General features: G+C 44.4%; 15 protein-coding genes and 1 pseudogene. 10 read left to right on the top strand and 6 right to left on the bottom strand.

The features are described from left to right. Positions 1 to 74 precede the first annotated feature (74 nt). The 3 genes from aspP to sacB all read right to left on the bottom strand — a co-directional run bounded on the left by aspP (position 75) and on the right by sacB (position 4,811). Positions 75 to 1,637, bottom strand: coding sequence for an aspartate/proton symporter AspP (aspP, locus tag LJF29_RS15095; protein WP_229149345.1), 1,563 nt, complete (start codon positions 1,635 to 1,637; stop codon positions 75 to 77). A gap of 125 nt (positions 1,638 to 1,762) precedes the next feature. Then, the gene (locus LJF29_RS15090) at positions 1,763 to 3,313 is read right to left on the bottom strand and encodes a glycoside hydrolase family 32 protein (RefSeq protein ID WP_229149337.1); all 1,551 of its coding nucleotides are present in this window, start codon (positions 3,311 to 3,313) and stop codon (positions 1,763 to 1,765) included. Between the two features lie 76 nt (positions 3,314 to 3,389). After that, complete coding sequence (sacB, locus tag LJF29_RS15085) at positions 3,390 to 4,811, bottom strand: levansucrase (RefSeq protein ID WP_229149333.1); 1,422 nt, start codon at positions 4,809 to 4,811, stop codon at positions 3,390 to 3,392. Positions 4,812 to 5,371: 560 nt separating this feature from the next. Here sacB and LJF29_RS15080 point away from each other — a divergent pair. The 8 genes from LJF29_RS15080 to padC all read left to right on the top strand — a co-directional run bounded on the left by LJF29_RS15080 (position 5,372) and on the right by padC (position 11,615). Continuing rightward, positions 5,372 to 5,713: an ArsR/SmtB family transcription factor gene (locus tag LJF29_RS15080; protein WP_229149327.1), complete on the top strand. Its 342-nt coding sequence runs from the start codon at positions 5,372 to 5,374 to the stop codon at positions 5,711 to 5,713. An 11-nt stretch (positions 5,714 to 5,724) separates the two neighbouring features. Beyond that, the gene (locus LJF29_RS15075; protein WP_229149326.1) at positions 5,725 to 7,023 is read left to right on the top strand and encodes an arsenic transporter; all 1,299 of its coding nucleotides are present in this window, start codon (positions 5,725 to 5,727) and stop codon (positions 7,021 to 7,023) included. A 22-nt stretch (positions 7,024 to 7,045) separates the two neighbouring features. Then, positions 7,046 to 7,465: an arsenate reductase (thioredoxin) gene (arsC, locus tag LJF29_RS15070; protein WP_229149324.1), complete on the top strand. Its 420-nt coding sequence runs from the start codon at positions 7,046 to 7,048 to the stop codon at positions 7,463 to 7,465. Positions 7,466 to 7,768: 303 nt separating this feature from the next. Then, entirely contained in the window at positions 7,769 to 8,335 is a 567-nt protein-coding gene (locus LJF29_RS15065) for a complement C1q domain-containing protein (RefSeq protein WP_229149322.1), read from the top strand. A 130-nt stretch (positions 8,336 to 8,465) separates the two neighbouring features. Then, a complete protein-coding gene (locus tag LJF29_RS15060) occupies positions 8,466 to 9,821 on the top strand; it encodes a serine hydrolase (RefSeq protein ID WP_229149321.1) in 1,356 nt (451 codons plus the stop codon). Positions 9,822 to 9,836: 15 nt separating this feature from the next. Next, positions 9,837 to 10,544: an aspartate/glutamate racemase family protein gene (locus LJF29_RS15055; protein ID WP_229149316.1), complete on the top strand. Its 708-nt coding sequence runs from the start codon at positions 9,837 to 9,839 to the stop codon at positions 10,542 to 10,544. Between the two features lie 107 nt (positions 10,545 to 10,651). Then, positions 10,652 to 11,107 (top strand): DUF3237 domain-containing protein, encoded by a 456-nt coding sequence (locus LJF29_RS15050; protein WP_026014613.1) that lies wholly within the window; start codon positions 10,652 to 10,654, stop codon positions 11,105 to 11,107. Between the two features lie 22 nt (positions 11,108 to 11,129). Next, positions 11,130 to 11,615, top strand: coding sequence for a phenolic acid decarboxylase (gene padC, locus LJF29_RS15045; protein ID WP_010331962.1), 486 nt, complete (start codon positions 11,130 to 11,132; stop codon positions 11,613 to 11,615). Between the two features lie 27 nt (positions 11,616 to 11,642). On the opposite strand, the pseudogene LJF29_RS15040 reads toward padC, so the two are convergent. From LJF29_RS15040 to slrR, 3 genes and pseudogenes are all read right to left on the bottom strand, one after another. Continuing rightward, positions 11,643 to 11,833, bottom strand: a pseudogene (locus LJF29_RS15040) (hypothetical protein). A gap of 10 nt (positions 11,834 to 11,843) precedes the next feature. Then, complete coding sequence (locus LJF29_RS15035; RefSeq protein ID WP_229149314.1) at positions 11,844 to 13,304, bottom strand: carboxylesterase/lipase family protein; 1,461 nt, start codon at positions 13,302 to 13,304, stop codon at positions 11,844 to 11,846. A gap of 74 nt (positions 13,305 to 13,378) precedes the next feature. After that, positions 13,379 to 13,837, bottom strand: coding sequence for an HTH-type transcriptional regulator SlrR (gene slrR / locus LJF29_RS15030; RefSeq protein WP_010331959.1), 459 nt, complete (start codon positions 13,835 to 13,837; stop codon positions 13,379 to 13,381). Between the two features lie 245 nt (positions 13,838 to 14,082). Between slrR and LJF29_RS15025 the strand changes: the two genes are divergently transcribed. Both LJF29_RS15025 and epsB read left to right on the top strand, forming a co-directional pair. After that, a complete protein-coding gene (locus LJF29_RS15025; RefSeq protein WP_413286577.1) occupies positions 14,083 to 14,775 on the top strand; it encodes a YveK family protein in 693 nt (230 codons plus the stop codon). Positions 14,776 to 14,797: 22 nt separating this feature from the next. Further along, on the top strand, positions 14,798 to 15,481 hold the full coding sequence (gene epsB / locus LJF29_RS15020; RefSeq protein ID WP_229149310.1) for a protein tyrosine kinase EpsB: 684 nt from the start codon (positions 14,798 to 14,800) through the stop codon (positions 15,479 to 15,481). Positions 15,482 to 15,485: the final 4 nt, after the last annotated feature.

The following is a 15,485-nucleotide window of genomic DNA, read 5'->3' as shown; positions in this document are numbered from 1 at the left end:
TGACTATCATTCATTTTATCTCGAATGATGGAGTTTGTAAAGCGAAAAAAGAAGCAAGAGAAACTCCTGCTTCTTTATTTATCATAATCAATCGCGGCTTTCGGGAGCCCGGTATACTTTGCCCAATAATAAATCGCAAGCGAGCCGACAGCAACCAAAATGAGATCGATGGGATTGCTGATCAAGCCTAGGCCATGCCCGAAAGAGCCGATATAGGAAAAAATCAGCATCATGACATAAAATCCGACGAGCCACCAGGCTGATTTCAGCTGCTGGGCAAGGCTTACATCTTCTTTAGGCGCGTATTTGCTGAAGCAGAGATAGATCAAAAACATGACGAGCTGTGAGCCGAGAAGCCAGGATACGGTTGTCCATCCTGACCAGTACACAATAAACGCTGTAAAAATAAATGAAAGCGGCCCGATAATGCTCATTCCTTTTAAATAAAACGGCCTGTTTAAGTCCTTCGCATTTACTCTCAGTGCGGCTGAAGAAATCGGCGCAATCGCATAAGAAAGGATTAAGGCAACAGAACAAACATTGACGAGCGCGTTCCATGAAGGAAAGGGAAGCGTCCAGAATATCGAGAGACCGAACGAAAGCCATAGAGACGCCCGGGGGGTACCGGTTTCTTGATTGACCTTTGAAAATACACGGAATAACGTGCCGTTCCGTGCCCAGGCGTAAACGAGACGAGACGTCGTATTCATAAATATATTCCCATTTCCTCCGGGGGACAGGATCGCATCCAGAATGACAAGCGTTGCAAGCCATCCTAAACCAAGCATGACCGCAATATCTTTAAACGGCAATGAAAACTCACGGCCGATTGCCGGCCAACCGTTTTTCAGTGTTTCTGTCGGAATCGCACCGATAAAGGTAACTTGCAAAATAGTATAAATGATGGTGGAAACGATAATACAGATAATTAATGCGATTGGGATGTTACGCTTCGGGTTTTGCACCTCGCCGGCAACAGATACGATAGGGTGCAGCCCGAGATACGCAAACATGACACCCCCGGTCGAAATGGCGGCCTGTATGCCTGTAAAACCAAAAGGCGCAAACCCTTCAACCGATAAGTTCCCTGGCTGAAAATGAAAAATCAGCACAATAATGATCGTGACCGGAACGATATATTTAAAAATAGAAATAATGAAATTGGCCTTAGCAAAGGTTTTGACGCTCCAATAATTCAGCAGGAAAAACAAGCAGAGCAAGGCAAACTGCAAAATCCAGCCTGCGATAGTCGGGGAGTCAGAGCCCTCTTTGGTCAGGCCCGGAAACCAATAGGCCACATATTGCCGGACAGCTGTGACTTCAATCGAAATCAGGCTTGTGTAAGCGACAATTGTGACAAATGAAATTAAATAGCCGACCAGATGGCCGTGTGAATAAACGGGATACCTGATGATGCCTCCAGTGCGGGGCAAAGCGGCTCCGAGCTCCGCGTACACCAGTCCGATTAACAGAATAATGGCTCCTCCCATAATCCAGGAAAAAGCGCCGGAGGGTCCTGCTTTTGAAGCGACATTACTGACAGCGAACAGCCATGCTGATCCAAAGATAGCTCCCATCCCGATCAAAATCAGATCAAACAGAGACATCGATTTTTGAAAATTTCCTTGTTTAGACATCCGCTTCCTCCTTAGAAACAAGCCTTATATTTCTTACAATGCCCAATATGAAACAGACAATACACACCTGCTGATTGCTTTCGGCTCTCACAAAAAAACAGATGCAGCAAGCGCTGCATCTGTTTTTATTGATGAATCGTATCGAAATGTTTCACTTTTATATTTTTAAAGGAAGCTGAGCCGCCTTCAGAAAAAAGAGTAATGCCTTTATCCTCGGATTTTGGGAACACTTCATTTGAAAAAACGGTTTTCCCGTCACCGACAAACACTTCTATCGTTGTTTTATCAACGAGTATTTTTAAGTGCACATTTTGTTTGCTGCTGTCATAGGGCGCTTTGCTTTCAACGAACCTTTTGCTTTTATCAGGCTGGTCTGTGAAAGCTCTGTTGACATACGCATAGCCGCCTTCAGCAAATATGCCGACATCAATATGGCGTTTTTTGTCTGCCGATTCTCTCAGCCGGACGCCGGCGTTTTTCATATCTGACCAAGAAAGATCCATATCCAGCTGATACGTATCGCCTGTTATGGACAGGGTTTTGGAGCCGCTGACACTCAGTTCTTTCACTTCGTCAGTGGAAGCGGAAAGCTGCTGCAATGCTTCAACAGGCTGTGAGACGAGGCTGTATGTGCCGTCCTGCTGCTGGAGCCGGATTTCACGCACGATTGAGTCTGTGCCGTTAAAGCCATTTTTTCGGGTCGGCGTGTTATTGGCGTAATCCCAATTGTTCATCCAAGCCAGCGCGTAACGCTTATTCAATTGATCTGTGTCTTTCCCGTCCTCAAACGTTACACCCCCGTACCAGTCAAATCCGTAATCAAGCCATTGGGGTTCGGTTTGATCCGCAGAAAATTCTTTTCCGTCAAAGCCTCCGGTCCAGTAGGCGTACGTATTGGGTTTGCCCCACGGTTTCCCGTTTGCGCTTGCGCCGAGAATCCACTTCGTCGTCCCGTCACTTGCCCGCATCATGTATAGGTCGGGGCACTCGATCATGCCTGCCTGCTTTGTAAAGAAACCGCTTGTGTACTGCCAATCCTTTAAATTATCGGATTCATAAAAGCCGATTTTTGTTCCTTCGGCCATGACCATTACCCATTTATGATCCTGATCATCCCATATGACTTTAGGGTCTCTGAAATCATTTGTCCCCGGATTGGGCATAATGGGATCATCAGTGTAGGGCTTAAATGTTTTCCCTTTGTCTGTGCTGTACCATAAATGCTGCTCCTGCTTTTTGTCTTTGGCTGAAGGCTGAGTCACAATGGCGACAAGTGCATTTTTGCCAAAGCCGGCTGTATTTTCTTTATCGATGACAAATGATCCGGTCCAGATGTCGCCGTTTGGATTTGTGTATTTGGGAATCGCCACGCCTTCATCTGTCCAATGCACCAAATCCTCTGATACGGCATGCCGCCATTCCGTGCCGTTGCCGTTTGGATAATCCCCGTTATACAGATAATAGTAATGATACTTTCCATCGAAATAGATGGGTTTTTGTGGGTCGTTTTTCCATTTGTCAGGAGCCGTAAAATGATATGCCGCCCGGTAGTCCGGCTTATGGGTTGATTTTGATTTTTTGACCGGTTCCTCTTTTGGCCATAGGTCTATAAACAAAAGGATTCCTAAAAAGATGAGGAATACCGCTGACCATTTGCATGTTTTTTTATATGTCATTTCGGTTTCTCCGCTTTAGATTTTAATAAAGAAATAAAAGAAAATGCCAATAGGGTATCGGCATTTTCTTTTGCGTTTATTTGTTAACTGTTAGTTGGCCTTGTTCAAGGATGCTGTTTTTCACAACAGATGTCTTTTTGCCTTTGATGTTCAATAAGAAGCTTGGCGCAAACGTTGCCTGCTTGTCTGCATAGAAGCCTCTGTTTGTCATGTAGCTTGTAATAACGACATTGTTACCTTCAGCTTGTGGTACGGCAAAGTGTGAGTAAGTAAAGGTCACATCGTTAGGATCAAGATCCATTTTCAGCACAAGGCCGGTTTTGTTCAGCGGCTTGTACGGGCCTGTTAAGGAGTTGGAAACATAGCCCAGCATGTAAATATCGTTAGACGTAATGCCGTCGATTGTCATTTTTGATCCTCTAGAGTCAGTGAACAGATACCATTTGCCGTTCATTTTGAAGACATTCGCACGTTCGATTTCGTCAGTCACTGTGTTAGACGTGATCAGCGGCTTCATGACTTTCTTCAATGTGTAGTCATCGTTAAGCTCAATAATGCCAAGTGCGCCGTTAGCTAATTCTGCAGTGCGTTTCTTATCGCTTTGCAGAAGTTTTTGACTTTCTTGACGGAAGAATGATGAGCTTTTGCCATAATAAGCTTTGTTAAATAAAGATTCTTCGCCTTGGTAGCCGTCTTCAGTTCCTGTGTTTGCTTCAAATACCAAGTATTTGCGGCCGTGATCTTCCACATAGTGAGGATCTCTCAGCGTATGGTTATCGCCTGAACTATAGTTGCCCTCATCAATGAACTGTTGAACATTTTGATACGTTTTGCCGTCGCCGTCAAAAATTGATTTGTGATCCTCTACACCGTTAATCGTAAGAGAACTGTCTGAAGTTGACACGTTAACCTGCGCAGTTGTCAGTGTTTGTTTGCCATAATGTTTACCGGAAAAGTCAGTGTAGAATAAACGGATTTTGCCATCGGATGTAAATGTAGCTGATCCTGACCATTCTTGTGTTTGATCTTTTAAGATGGGATCATTTGCGGCAAACTTGTCACTGTCTTTAAAGACACGGCCTGCGTTTTTCCAGCTGTCAATGGAAGTCTCGCCAACTTTTTGATAGAACATGTAAATTGATGTGTCATCCGCGTTTTTAGGGTCTCCGGCTAATGCAAAGACAATGTGATAGCCGTGATAGTTTGCGACTGTGCCGTCCGCGTTTTGCAATGGCCAGCTGTCCCACACGTCCAAACCTTTTGCGGAAGAGATGTTTTTAATCTTTGATTGGTCAAATTCAGGCACCTGATATTTTTCATTCTTTTGCTGTTCAGGGATTTGCAGCATGTCGTGGCGGGTAATATGGGAAATGCCGTATGTCTCTTTATACGGTTTGTGATCTGCTTCTTTCGCAAACGCTTGAGTCGCGCCTCCTGCCAGCAGTGCGGTTGTAAAGGTTAATGCTGTTGCCTGTTTGGCAAACTTTTTGATGTTCATCGTTCATGTCTCCTTTTTTATGTACTGTGTTAGCGGTCTGCTTTCTTCCAGCCCTCCTGTTGAGTGGCAAGTCGGTTACGTGCAATAAAAAAAGACCTAAAATATGTAAAGGGGTGACACCAAAGAATACACTTTGCCCTTAACACATTTTAGGTCTTGCCTGCTTTATCAGTAACAAACCTGCGTAATTTACTTTTCGACATTATTCTATTAGACACTGAACCTTATTTCAACGGGTCTATTTTCCTCTTTTGTTTGATAGAAAATGAATAAAAAGATTTTAAGAGTACAGGTCTTATGGACTAATCAGACTGATTATTTCTTTACATCTTCTATAGGTTATCACAAGCTTTCGCATGGGTATAAAGTTCCTTTTTATCAAGCCTATCCGAACAACACAAAAGTGATAAAGAAATGTAAATTCATAAATAACGACAGTATAAATAAAGACATTTCCATAAAAAAATTTTAACTGGAGGTTCTATTTCTTCTAGTATATAAGTATTGACTTATATAATTGATGAATTATACAATAAACGCGGAAGGGAGCTGATGCTTTCATGAAGCATGCCTTGACATCTGCTGAAATCAGTCACTGCCTGAAGCTTCTTCATGATCAAACCAGGCTTTTGATCATGAAGCTGCTGGAGGAAAAAACATACTGTGTCTGCCAGTTTGTCGATATGTTTGACATGAGCCAGCCAGCTATCAGCCAGCATTTGCGGAAGCTGAAACAGGCTGGATTTGTGAATGAAGAAAAAAAGGGACAGTGGCGGTTTTATTCAATTAATTCGGCTTGTCCTGAATATGGATTGATTCAATCGATTCTCGCACACATCAGCTCAGATGATGACGTGTTGCAGTCTATTCAGAAAAAAGAAACTCAAGTTTCTTGTAAGTAGGAGGTTCTCGTTTGAGTTCAGCGGTTTTAGCAGCAATGATCTTTATTCTTACACTTATTTTTGTTATTTGGCAGCCGAAACAGCTGTCTATTGGCTGGTCAGCCTGCGGGGGAGCAGTTTTGGCTTTGCTTGCTGGGGTTGTGAGCGTGAAGGATGTGGCGGACGTTACCGGCATTGTATGGAATGCCACTCTGGCGTTTGTGGCGATCATTCTCATCTCGCTCATTTTAGACCACATTGGCTTTTTTGAATGGGCTGCTTTGCATATGGCAAAGGCGGCTAAAGGAAGCGGCCTGCGTATGTTTATTTATATTTCCGTTTTAGGCGCTGTCATGGCGGCGTTTTTTGCCAATGACGGTGCGGCGCTTATTTTAACGCCAATTGTGCTTGCGATGATGCGGGCTTTGCGTTTTGAAGAAAAGCTGGTGTTCCCATTCATTATCGCGAGCGGGTTTATCGCTGATACAACATCGCTTCCGCTTGTGGTCAGCAATTTGGTCAATATCGTGTCGGCCGATTTCTTTCACGTCGGGTTCATTGAATATGCGGCACGGATGATTGTCCCGAATCTCTTTTCGCTTGCGGCAAGCATACTCGTTTTATACTTATTTTTCAGAAAAGGGATTCCGAAACATTATGATCTCAGTCAGGTGAAGAGACCGGCTGACGCCATTAAAGATATAAATATGTTTCGTATGTCTTGGCTTGTGCTGGGCATGTTATTAATCGGTTATTTTGTAAGCGAGATATGGTCCATCCCCGTATCCTTTATCGCCGGTGCGGTGGCTGTTTTCTTTCTTATTATGGCGAAGAAAAGCCCGGCCGTTCATACGAAGCAGGTGGTCAAAGGGGCACCGTGGGCGATTGTGTTTTTTTCCATTGGGATGTATGTCGTCGTGTACGGGTTAAGAAACGCCGGCTTAACAGACCTTCTGTCCAGCCTTATACAGACAGCCGCAGATCAGGGGCTATTGGCGGGGACCATTGGTATGGGTTTTATCGCGGCTATTTTATCATCGTTAATGAATAACATGCCGACCGTCATGATTGATGCTATTGCGATAGCCGGTACAGATACACATGGAATAATGAGAGAAGCCTTAATTTATGCAAATGTCATCGGTTCTGATCTGGGACCGAAAATCACGCCGATTGGGTCGCTGGCGACGCTGTTATGGCTTCATGTTCTCGCCCAAAAAGGAGTGAAAATCTCTTGGGGGACATACGTGAAAACAGGGATTATCCTGACTGTTCCGACCCTGCTGATTACTCTATTCGGCCTTTATATCTGGTTATTGATCATTCACTAAAACATTTGGGAGATGAACAAACATGCCTAAAAAAACGATCTACTTTTTATGCACGGGCAACTCCTGCCGCAGCCAAATGGCTGAAGGCTGGGCGAAACAATATCTAGAAGATGAATGGAACGTATACAGCGCGGGGATCGAAGCGCATGGGCTCAATCCGAATGCTGTAAAAGCGATGAAGGAAGCGGGGATCGACATATCCGGCCAAACATCAGATATCATCGATCCGGCTATTTTAAACAGTGCTGATCTTGTCGTGACGCTTTGCGGAGACGCGGCTGATAAATGCCCGATGACGCCGCCTCACGTCAAGCGCGAGCACTGGGGCTTTGATGACCCTGCAAAAGCGGAAGGATCCGAAACGGAAAAATGGGCGTTCTTTCAGCGTGTTCGTGACGAAATCGGCGAGCGGCTCAAACGTTTTGCGGAAACAGGTAAATAAGCTGGAAAGGCCGGGAGAATCGTCTTCCGGCTTTTTTACGATGGTGACCGGCAGATAACAGAGGGCGACCTAACGATATTGGCATTGCTGAATCTCGTAATGGCAATTTAAGTGTGGATGGATCTTATATTTTTTTATAAATCTTTTAATAGAAACAGTATTCTGTTTTGGATTAGCTGCTTTTATTTCTGTGAGCTTTGGGGGCAGATACCGTTTCAAAGCCTGTAACGATCAATATAATAATGTATTGCGAAAGCAAACAAATGATAGAAGTGCTAGAAAATGTATAGGGAGGAAAAAGTCATGCCGCCAAGGCCAACTAAATGGATTAAGAGGAACGATCGGCCGGAACCTCTTTTATCCCCAAGTGTCATGCAAGGAAGAAATGGAAATTCCTCATCCGCTCAACAAAACCAGGGCTTTGCACCAGCTACAGCAAATACGAACCAGCCTATTTCCGCTTTCAGAGCCACCAGCAATACGAATGTGTCAGTGGCTGCAAATGCAGCTAGCGGAGTCTTATTTCAAAATGTAGAATTTGATTTGGCGAACGAATATAACCCCAACACATCTACATTTTCACCGAGAACAGCAGGCGTATATTCTCTTAACGCATCAGTTGAGTTTCAAACGAATGCGATTGTTGACTTCAACTTAGAAGTCGTATTTCTTGTGAATCAAGATGTGATAGGCGGAAATAACACATTTCAAGCAGGGAATCTCCCGGCTGTCGTAGCCATTACGGAAATTCTTCAGTTAAACGCCGGAGATACGGTGACAGTTGCAATGAGAAGTACTGCCGCCGGAGTCATTCAAGCAACTCCGAGAACCCGTTTTGCAGCCGCCAGAGTTCCTTCTCCGACTGCGTAAAAAGGGATTTTTGATTCGTGTAAATCTAAAGTTGATTTTTCCTGTTTGAGGATTGATCAGCTTTTTTATATTTTCAAAATAATTGAAACATTAATAGCTCAGTATCGTACAAAAAAGGGGAGGTGAAACAATGAAGCAGGATAAAAGGAATGACCTTAAGACTTTATTTGAAACATTAGGCGAAAGAAATCAATTCAACGGGGCGGTCTTAGCTGCAGAGGATGGCGGCATCTTATACCATCACGCTTTCGGTTATGCGGATTTGCCGGAAAAACGGTTTTTGCAAGAAAATTCTTTGTTTGAGCTGGCATCACTATCAAAGCCTTTTACAGCGCTGGCAGTTGTTTTATTGGAGGAGAAAGGGATGCTTGGTTATGAGGATAAGGTGGAGCGCTGGATTCCCGGATTTCCATATGAAGGCGTTACGATACGGCACTTATTGAACCATACGTCCGGGCTTCCGGAATATATAGAGTGTTTTTTTGTCAATTGGGATAAAAGCAGAGTCGCAGTGAATCAGGATGTAGTGGATATGCTGATGAATGAGCAGCCTCCTTGCTATTTTGCTCCGAATGAAGGCTGGCTGTACAGCAATACGGGGTATGTGCTGCTGGCAGTTTTGATTGAAAAGGCATCCGGCATGAGCTATGCGGATTTTTTGAAACAGCATATTTTCACCCCGGTCGGTATGGCGAACACGAGAGTATATAACAGGAGGCTGCGTCCTGAGCAGATCGATGACTATGCGTATGGATATGTGTATGATGTGCATTCCGGCCAGTACGTTCTTCCAGATGACCTGGAGGAAACGAGCTATGTTGTGTATCTGGATAGAATACAGGGAGACGGTACAGTGAATTCTGTCACAAGCGATTTATTTCGATTTGATCAGGCTTTATATCAGGACAAATTGATCAGCAAGGCTTCTAAGGAAGCCGCATTTTCTCCTGTACAACTGAGCAATGGGGAAACGGTTGACTACGGATTTGGCTGGGTGCTGCAAAACAGTCCTGAAAAAGGGCGGATTGTCAGCCATAGCGGAGGGTGGCCCGGCTATTCGACGATGATGATCCGATATATAGATCATGGTAAAACGCTGATCTATTTGAGCAATATGGAACAGGATGCTGATTATGAACAAGCGATACTGAAGGCAGCGGAGAATATTTTATTTGACCAGCCTTATAAGATCCCTGAACGTCCAGCTGATAAAAAGAAAAAAGAAATTGATACAGCGATTTACAGCCGCTATGTTGGCAGCTACTCCTTTCACGATGGTACCGCTGCGACGGTGACAGCTGAGAATGAGCGGCTTTATCTGCAAATCACCGGACAGATGAGGTTTGAATTATTTCCTTCCTCGGAAACCCGTTTCTTTCTGCAATCATTGCCTGTTGAAGTTGAATTTATGTTAGGGGATGATACTGCGAAAAGTTTTATCGTTTATCAGGACGGAACAGAGGGAGAAGCGGTCCGGACGAATTAGAAAGGAATGAATTTGATGATTGGGATATTAGCTGGAATGGGCCCGAAATCGACCTCTCCATTTTTAGATAAGGTCATTGATTACTGTCAGAAGCTATATGGCGCTTCACATGATATCGATTACCCGCAAATGATGATTTATTCCTGTCCGACCCCTTTTTATGTCGATCGCCCTATCGATCATAATGAAATGAAAAAAGCGATTATCGATGGGGCCGTCAAGCTGGAGAAGACCGGTGCGGACTTTATTTCTCTTCCTTGTAATACGGCGCATGTCTATTTTGAAGACATCCAGCAAGCATTGTCGATTCCTTTGTTACATATCATTGAGGAAACGATGAAGGCGCTCCCGGATTCAGCGCAAAAAGTGGCTGTTTTAGGAACGGACTCAACCATACAATCCTGTCTTTATCAAAAAGGTTTGAAGGCGGGGGGATATGAGTTTATTCATGAGACACATTGGCAGCGGGAAGTCAATCAGCTCATCGCCGCGATCAAACAGCCGAATCATGTTCAGAAAACTCAGGACATATGGCGGGAGCTATATTTGGAAATCAGTAAAAGAGCGGATCTCATCATTTCGGCTTGCACAGATTTAAACACAGTGTTAGATCATGTTCACGGTGATATTCCGATTATCGATTCCTCTGATTGCCTCGCAAAAAGCACGGTCAGCACGTATCTTACCTATCAAAATGAACTATTCAACAAGGGCTGTATGTAATCGGCTCTTGTTTTTTTGTGTTCTTATCGTTTGACAGCCTCATGCAATGGTGTTAAAGTAAACATGTAAATAGTTACATGGTTTCTTCTGAAGATCAGGTGGTGCTTATGAAGAAGCCAGTTTTAAAGAAATTCGTCTCCCTAGACATTAAGGTTGATCCTCCAATCACCATTGGTGAGACAGGTTTAGGGCTGAGACGATGGATTCCGATTCGATCGGGAACAGTAACCGGAGAAGTGGAAGGACGTATTTTGCCTGGCGGAGCTGATTCGCAAATCATTCGCGCTGACGGCAGAACAGATTTATCTGCCAGATATGTCATAGAAACAGCAGATCATGAGCTGATTTACCTTGAAAACAATGGAATACGGCAAGTCAGCGAGCCGTTCCGAACACGAGCAGCGGCCGGGGAAGTGATTGACACCGAGCATGTTTATTTCCGCACGGTGCCGACATTTGAGACAGGCAGTGAAACCTATCAATGGCTGCATGACCGCTTGTTTATCGGTTCCGCAGAAAGAACCCCTGATTACGTTCGATTAGACATTTATGAAGTAGAGTAAAAGACTAAGGAGAGTGTGAAATATGGAAAACTTTATCGGAAGCCACATGATTTATACTTACGAAAACGGTTGGGAATACGAGATTTATATTAAAAATGACCATACAATTGATTATAGAATTCATAGCGGAATGGTGGCCGGACGCTGGGTTCGGGATCAGGAAGTGAACATTGTCAAACTGACAGAGGGCGTATATAAAGTGTCTTGGACAGAGCCGACAGGCACAGATGTTTCATTAAACTTTATGCCGAATGAAAAACGCATGCACGGCATTATTTTCTTCCCGAAATGGGTGCATGAACATCCTGAAATTACGGTCTGCTACCAAAATGACCACATTGACCTGATGAAAGAATCACGCGAAAAATACGAAACCTATCCAAAATACGTAGTGCCCGAATTTGCTGACATTACATTTCTGAAAAATGAGGGCGCCGATAATGAGGAAGTCATTTCTAAAGCTCCTTATGAAGGAATGACAGACGATATTCGCGCAGGGAAATTGTAAGAAAACAAAAACCCGGTAAAGAGAGGATTACTTCTCTTTACCGGGTTTTCTTTTTGCTGAGTATGTGGGCACATCACAATTCCCGCGAAAAACAGTAGAATCCCAATCCAGCGGATGGGCTGGTAATAAACGGTGTCTTGTAAATAAACGACTGCTGATAAAATGAAGATACATGCTGCCACAACGATGACGGCACCCATGCAGCCTGTTTTTCCCATGTGATTCTCCTTACGAGTGTAATAGTTTTTTCCGCTTCTCACCATCAGGATCGTGCTCAATAGAAAGTTCGGAATCCAAAATCAAGGTTTCTCGTTTGTCTTCAGTATAAGCCGGCCATTGTATATCTTCGCAGCTTGGACTTCCTGTTTTTGCGAAGGCAAGCCACGCTGATTGTATCGTGTGTGAAAGCTGTTTGACTTCATCCGTAATGTCTGCTTGTACCATTCGTTTCAGTCCGTTTAGATTGCCGAACACAAACGGCAGTTCCAGTGCGTGAACCGCTTTATTGTACGGCGGCTTGTCCGGGTGCCAATCGAATCGGTACATCCAAACAGGTGCGTAACGGGATTGGGCGGAAGCGCAGGCGACGGACGGGCGCCAAAACAGCAAATCCGTCATGATATGAATTTGGCTTTCCAGAGAGCGCGGATACAGATCGGCTGCTTTCTTTGCCAGCGGCTGACCCAATAGATACTCAAGCGCTTCATCAATTGTTTCCTGAGAGTGAACTTCTGAATCCGGCGTGAAAAATAAATACCCTTCATCACGATTTGTTCCGATTAACAGCGGAATGCCGTCAGCAGCCCCTTCAGCGATGGCTTTCTCCGGCTCAGCAGGCAGTGTTTTCGGATCAAGTGCAGGCTGGAATAACAGCTGAAAGATATTTTCATTTTCGGTTTTTCGCAGCTGGTCGGCGGCTTTAAGCAAATCTTCAGCAGACACAGTATGCAGCCTGTCCAATTGGTGACCGTCAATTCCAAGGATTCGTAAAAAAGCATGCGCGGTGCTTGCCGCTTTTTCTTCTGTCATGGTTCGGGAAGAGCCGCTTTCTAAGATTGCTTTCTGGAACAGGCCTTTTGCAGCAGGCATGGCTAGCAGCGCGGCAATGCTCATACCGCCCGCTGATTCTCCAAACACCGTTACATTTTCCGGATCGCCGCCAAACGCAGAGATATTGTCCTTGACCCATTTCAGAGCCGCGGTTTGGTCAAGCAGTCCAAGGTTGTTGGAATACGCTTCATCAATGGAAGACAAATGCAAAAAGCCGAATGGCCCCAGCCGATAGTTCAGTGTGACGACAATGACATCCCCATGAGCCGCCAGGTTTGATCCGTCGTATAAAGGCTCACTGCCCGCGCCGAGATAAAATGTGCCGCCATGAATCCACACCATGACAGGACGATTTTTGCCCGGAGTGTCAGGTGCAAATACATTTACATACAGGCAGTCCTCAGACTGGCGGGGGAGTTCAGGGTATGAATATGATAGTAAATCAGGCGGCTGCGGGCAAACCGGGCCGTACGCAGTTGCGTCCAGTACGCCTTCCCAGGTCGCCGGCGGCTCAGGTGCTTTAAACCGCAATTGTCCGACGGGCGGCTTTGCGTAAGGGATGCCTTTCCATATGTGGACACCGTTTTTTGAAATGCCTTTCACTGTGCCGTATTGCGTTTTGACCATTGATTCAGACATAGCATTCTCTCCCTTTTTCCCCCATTATAAACAGATTTGTCCTGATGATGCGAACCTCAGCCCTTCTACGATATTCATTTTCCCATCGTTTTTAAAAAGGATTTGACTTCCTGAACCGTCAGGCCGATTTCTCTCGCTTCCGCCATCAGCGCTTTCCACTCTTCTATATTCGATTCTGTCAGCTTTCGGTTTCGGTAGGAGGCGGTTTCAGGCTCCCCTTTCTTTAGCTTGTTCGTAAAAGTGAACAATTCTTCCTTTTCCATTCCGGCTTGAACAGCTTGTACAAGATGCACACGCCATTCTTCCTCTCCGCCGCTGATTTTTTGATACATCATCGTTTCGGCGTCAAATAATTCTGTTAATTCGACATCCAGGGTTGCTGATACTTTTTTCAAAAATTGAACGGATGGATTCGTATGAACGCCTCTTTCAATCTTGCTTAAATAAGATTTAGAAACGCCTGACTCAATAGCCAGCTGATTAATAGAATAGCCTTTTCTTTTGCGGTACAAACGGATAATTCTTCCAATCATAATATGAAATTCTCCTCTATTCCTGTCGTTATTTCGTTCATTATAAGGAATTATTCGTTCTTTATAAAATTTAAAATAATAAGGGAAGTGCAGTAAATTAGAGGAAAATCATGATTTTGTTCTCTAAAGAGAACTTATTGGCTTATTTTGCAATTTTTAAATAATAAAGTTTTCTTTTATAATCCAATCATTAACAGAAAGGGGCGCGGGAAGCCAGCCGTGAGAAGGCTGAAGGCTATGAATATATGAATGAGAATATGAGTTTTAAAGAGTTATACGCAATTGTCAGACATAGATTCGTGCTGATTCTGCTCATCACAATAGGCGTCACCTTTATTACAGGTTTTGTCCAATTTAAGGTCATTTCACCGACTTATCAGGCGTCGACTCAAGTGCTGATTCATGAATCAGACGGTGAAGAAAACTCGAATCTCAGTGACATCCAGAGAAATCTTCAGTACAGCAGCACGTTTCAATCGATTATCAAAAGCACGGCCTTGATGGAAGAGGTCAAGGCGGAGTTGCATCTTTCTGAATCGGCTTCCTCGCTGAAAGGAAAAGTGGTGACCAGCAGTGAAAATGAATCGGAAATCATCACCGTTGCCGTTCAGGATCACAATCCGGAGAGAGCGGCTAAGATTGCAAACACGTTAGTGAACAAGTTTGAAAAAGAAGTAGATGAAAGAATGAATGTGCAAGGCGTACATATTCTTTCAGAGGCGAAGGCTTCTGAAAGCCCAATGATTAAGCCGTCCCGGATGAGAAATATGGTCATGGCTTTTGGAGCGGCCGTGATGGGCGGCATTACACTGGCATTTTTTCTGCATTTTCTCGATGATACGTGCAAAAGCGCACGGCAGCTCAGCGAGAAAACCGGATTGCCCTGCTTGGGCTCTGTCCCTGATGTCAAAAAGAAACGGAATCGCAGGGTTGGATAAAACATTTCGAGGAGTGAAGTGAGTGGTCTTTAGAAAAAAGAAAGCAAGGCGAGGTTTGGCTCAAATATCCGTTTTACATCATAAATCAATTGTTGCGGAACAATATCGCACCATTCGGACAAACATTGAGTTTTCATCCGTACAGACCAACTTGCGGTCCATTCTCGTCACCTCCTCTGTGCCTGGTGAAGGAAAATCGTTAAGTGCAGCGAATCTTGCGGCAGTCTTTGCGCAGCAGCAGGAAAAGAAAGTGCTGCTGGTGGATGCCGATTTAAGAAAACCGACAATTAACCAGACGTTTCAGGTTGAAAATTTGACCGGGCTGACAAATGTGCTGGTCGGCAATGCTTCTCTCAGTGAAACGGTGCAAAAGACACCGATCGATAACTTATATGTGCTGACAAGCGGACCGACGCCGCCGAATCCGGCTGAACTGTTATCCTCGAAAGCAATGGGAGATTTGATATCAGATATCTATGACCAATTCAGTCTGGTGATCTTTGATTCTCCTCCGCTCTTAGCTGTCGCGGACGCTCAAATTTTAGCGAACCAGACAGATGGAAGCGTGCTCGTTGTCTTAAGCGGAAAAACAAAAACCGATACCGTCCTGAAAGCGAAGGACGCACTGGAGCAATCCAATGCAAAGCTGCTAGGTGCTCTTTTAAATAAAAAGAAAATGAAAAAATCAGAACACTATTCCTATTAATTTG

The sequence above is a fragment of the Bacillus sp. LBG-1-113 genome (assembly GCF_020708615.1).
GTDB classification, from domain to species: Bacteria; Bacillota; Bacilli; order Bacillales; family Bacillaceae; genus Bacillus; species Bacillus mojavensis.
Note: the sequence above shows the minus strand (reverse complement) of the source record. Positions and strands in the feature narration are given on the sequence as shown.

Bases quoted from the DNA above. Each gene is read 5' to 3' on its own strand.
- padC (WP_010331962.1), top strand. From the start codon at position 11,130: ATGGAAAACTTTATCGGAAGCCACATGATTTATACTTACGAAAACGGT.
- LJF29_RS15065 (WP_229149322.1), top strand. From the start codon at position 7,769: ATGCCGCCAAGGCCAACTAAATGGATTAAGAGGAACGATCGGCCGGAA.
- slrR (WP_010331959.1), bottom strand. From the start codon at position 13,837: ATGATTGGAAGAATTATCCGTTTGTACCGCAAAAGAAAAGGCTATTCT.
- LJF29_RS15050 (WP_026014613.1), top strand. From the start codon at position 10,652: ATGAAGAAGCCAGTTTTAAAGAAATTCGTCTCCCTAGACATTAAGGTT.
- LJF29_RS15035 (WP_229149314.1), bottom strand. From the start codon at position 13,304: ATGTCTGAATCAATGGTCAAAACGCAATACGGCACAGTGAAAGGCATT.
- LJF29_RS15025 (WP_413286577.1), top strand. From the start codon at position 14,083: ATGAATGAGAATATGAGTTTTAAAGAGTTATACGCAATTGTCAGACAT.
- LJF29_RS15055 (WP_229149316.1), top strand. From the start codon at position 9,837: ATGATTGGGATATTAGCTGGAATGGGCCCGAAATCGACCTCTCCATTT.
- LJF29_RS15060 (WP_229149321.1), top strand. From the start codon at position 8,466: ATGAAGCAGGATAAAAGGAATGACCTTAAGACTTTATTTGAAACATTA.
- LJF29_RS15090 (WP_229149337.1), bottom strand. From the start codon at position 3,313: ATGACATATAAAAAAACATGCAAATGGTCAGCGGTATTCCTCATCTTT.
- arsC (WP_229149324.1), top strand. From the start codon at position 7,046: ATGCCTAAAAAAACGATCTACTTTTTATGCACGGGCAACTCCTGCCGC.
- LJF29_RS15080 (WP_229149327.1), top strand. From the start codon at position 5,372: ATGAAGCATGCCTTGACATCTGCTGAAATCAGTCACTGCCTGAAGCTT.
- aspP (WP_229149345.1), bottom strand. From the start codon at position 1,637: ATGTCTAAACAAGGAAATTTTCAAAAATCGATGTCTCTGTTTGATCTG.
- sacB (WP_229149333.1), bottom strand. From the start codon at position 4,811: ATGAACATCAAAAAGTTTGCCAAACAGGCAACAGCATTAACCTTTACA.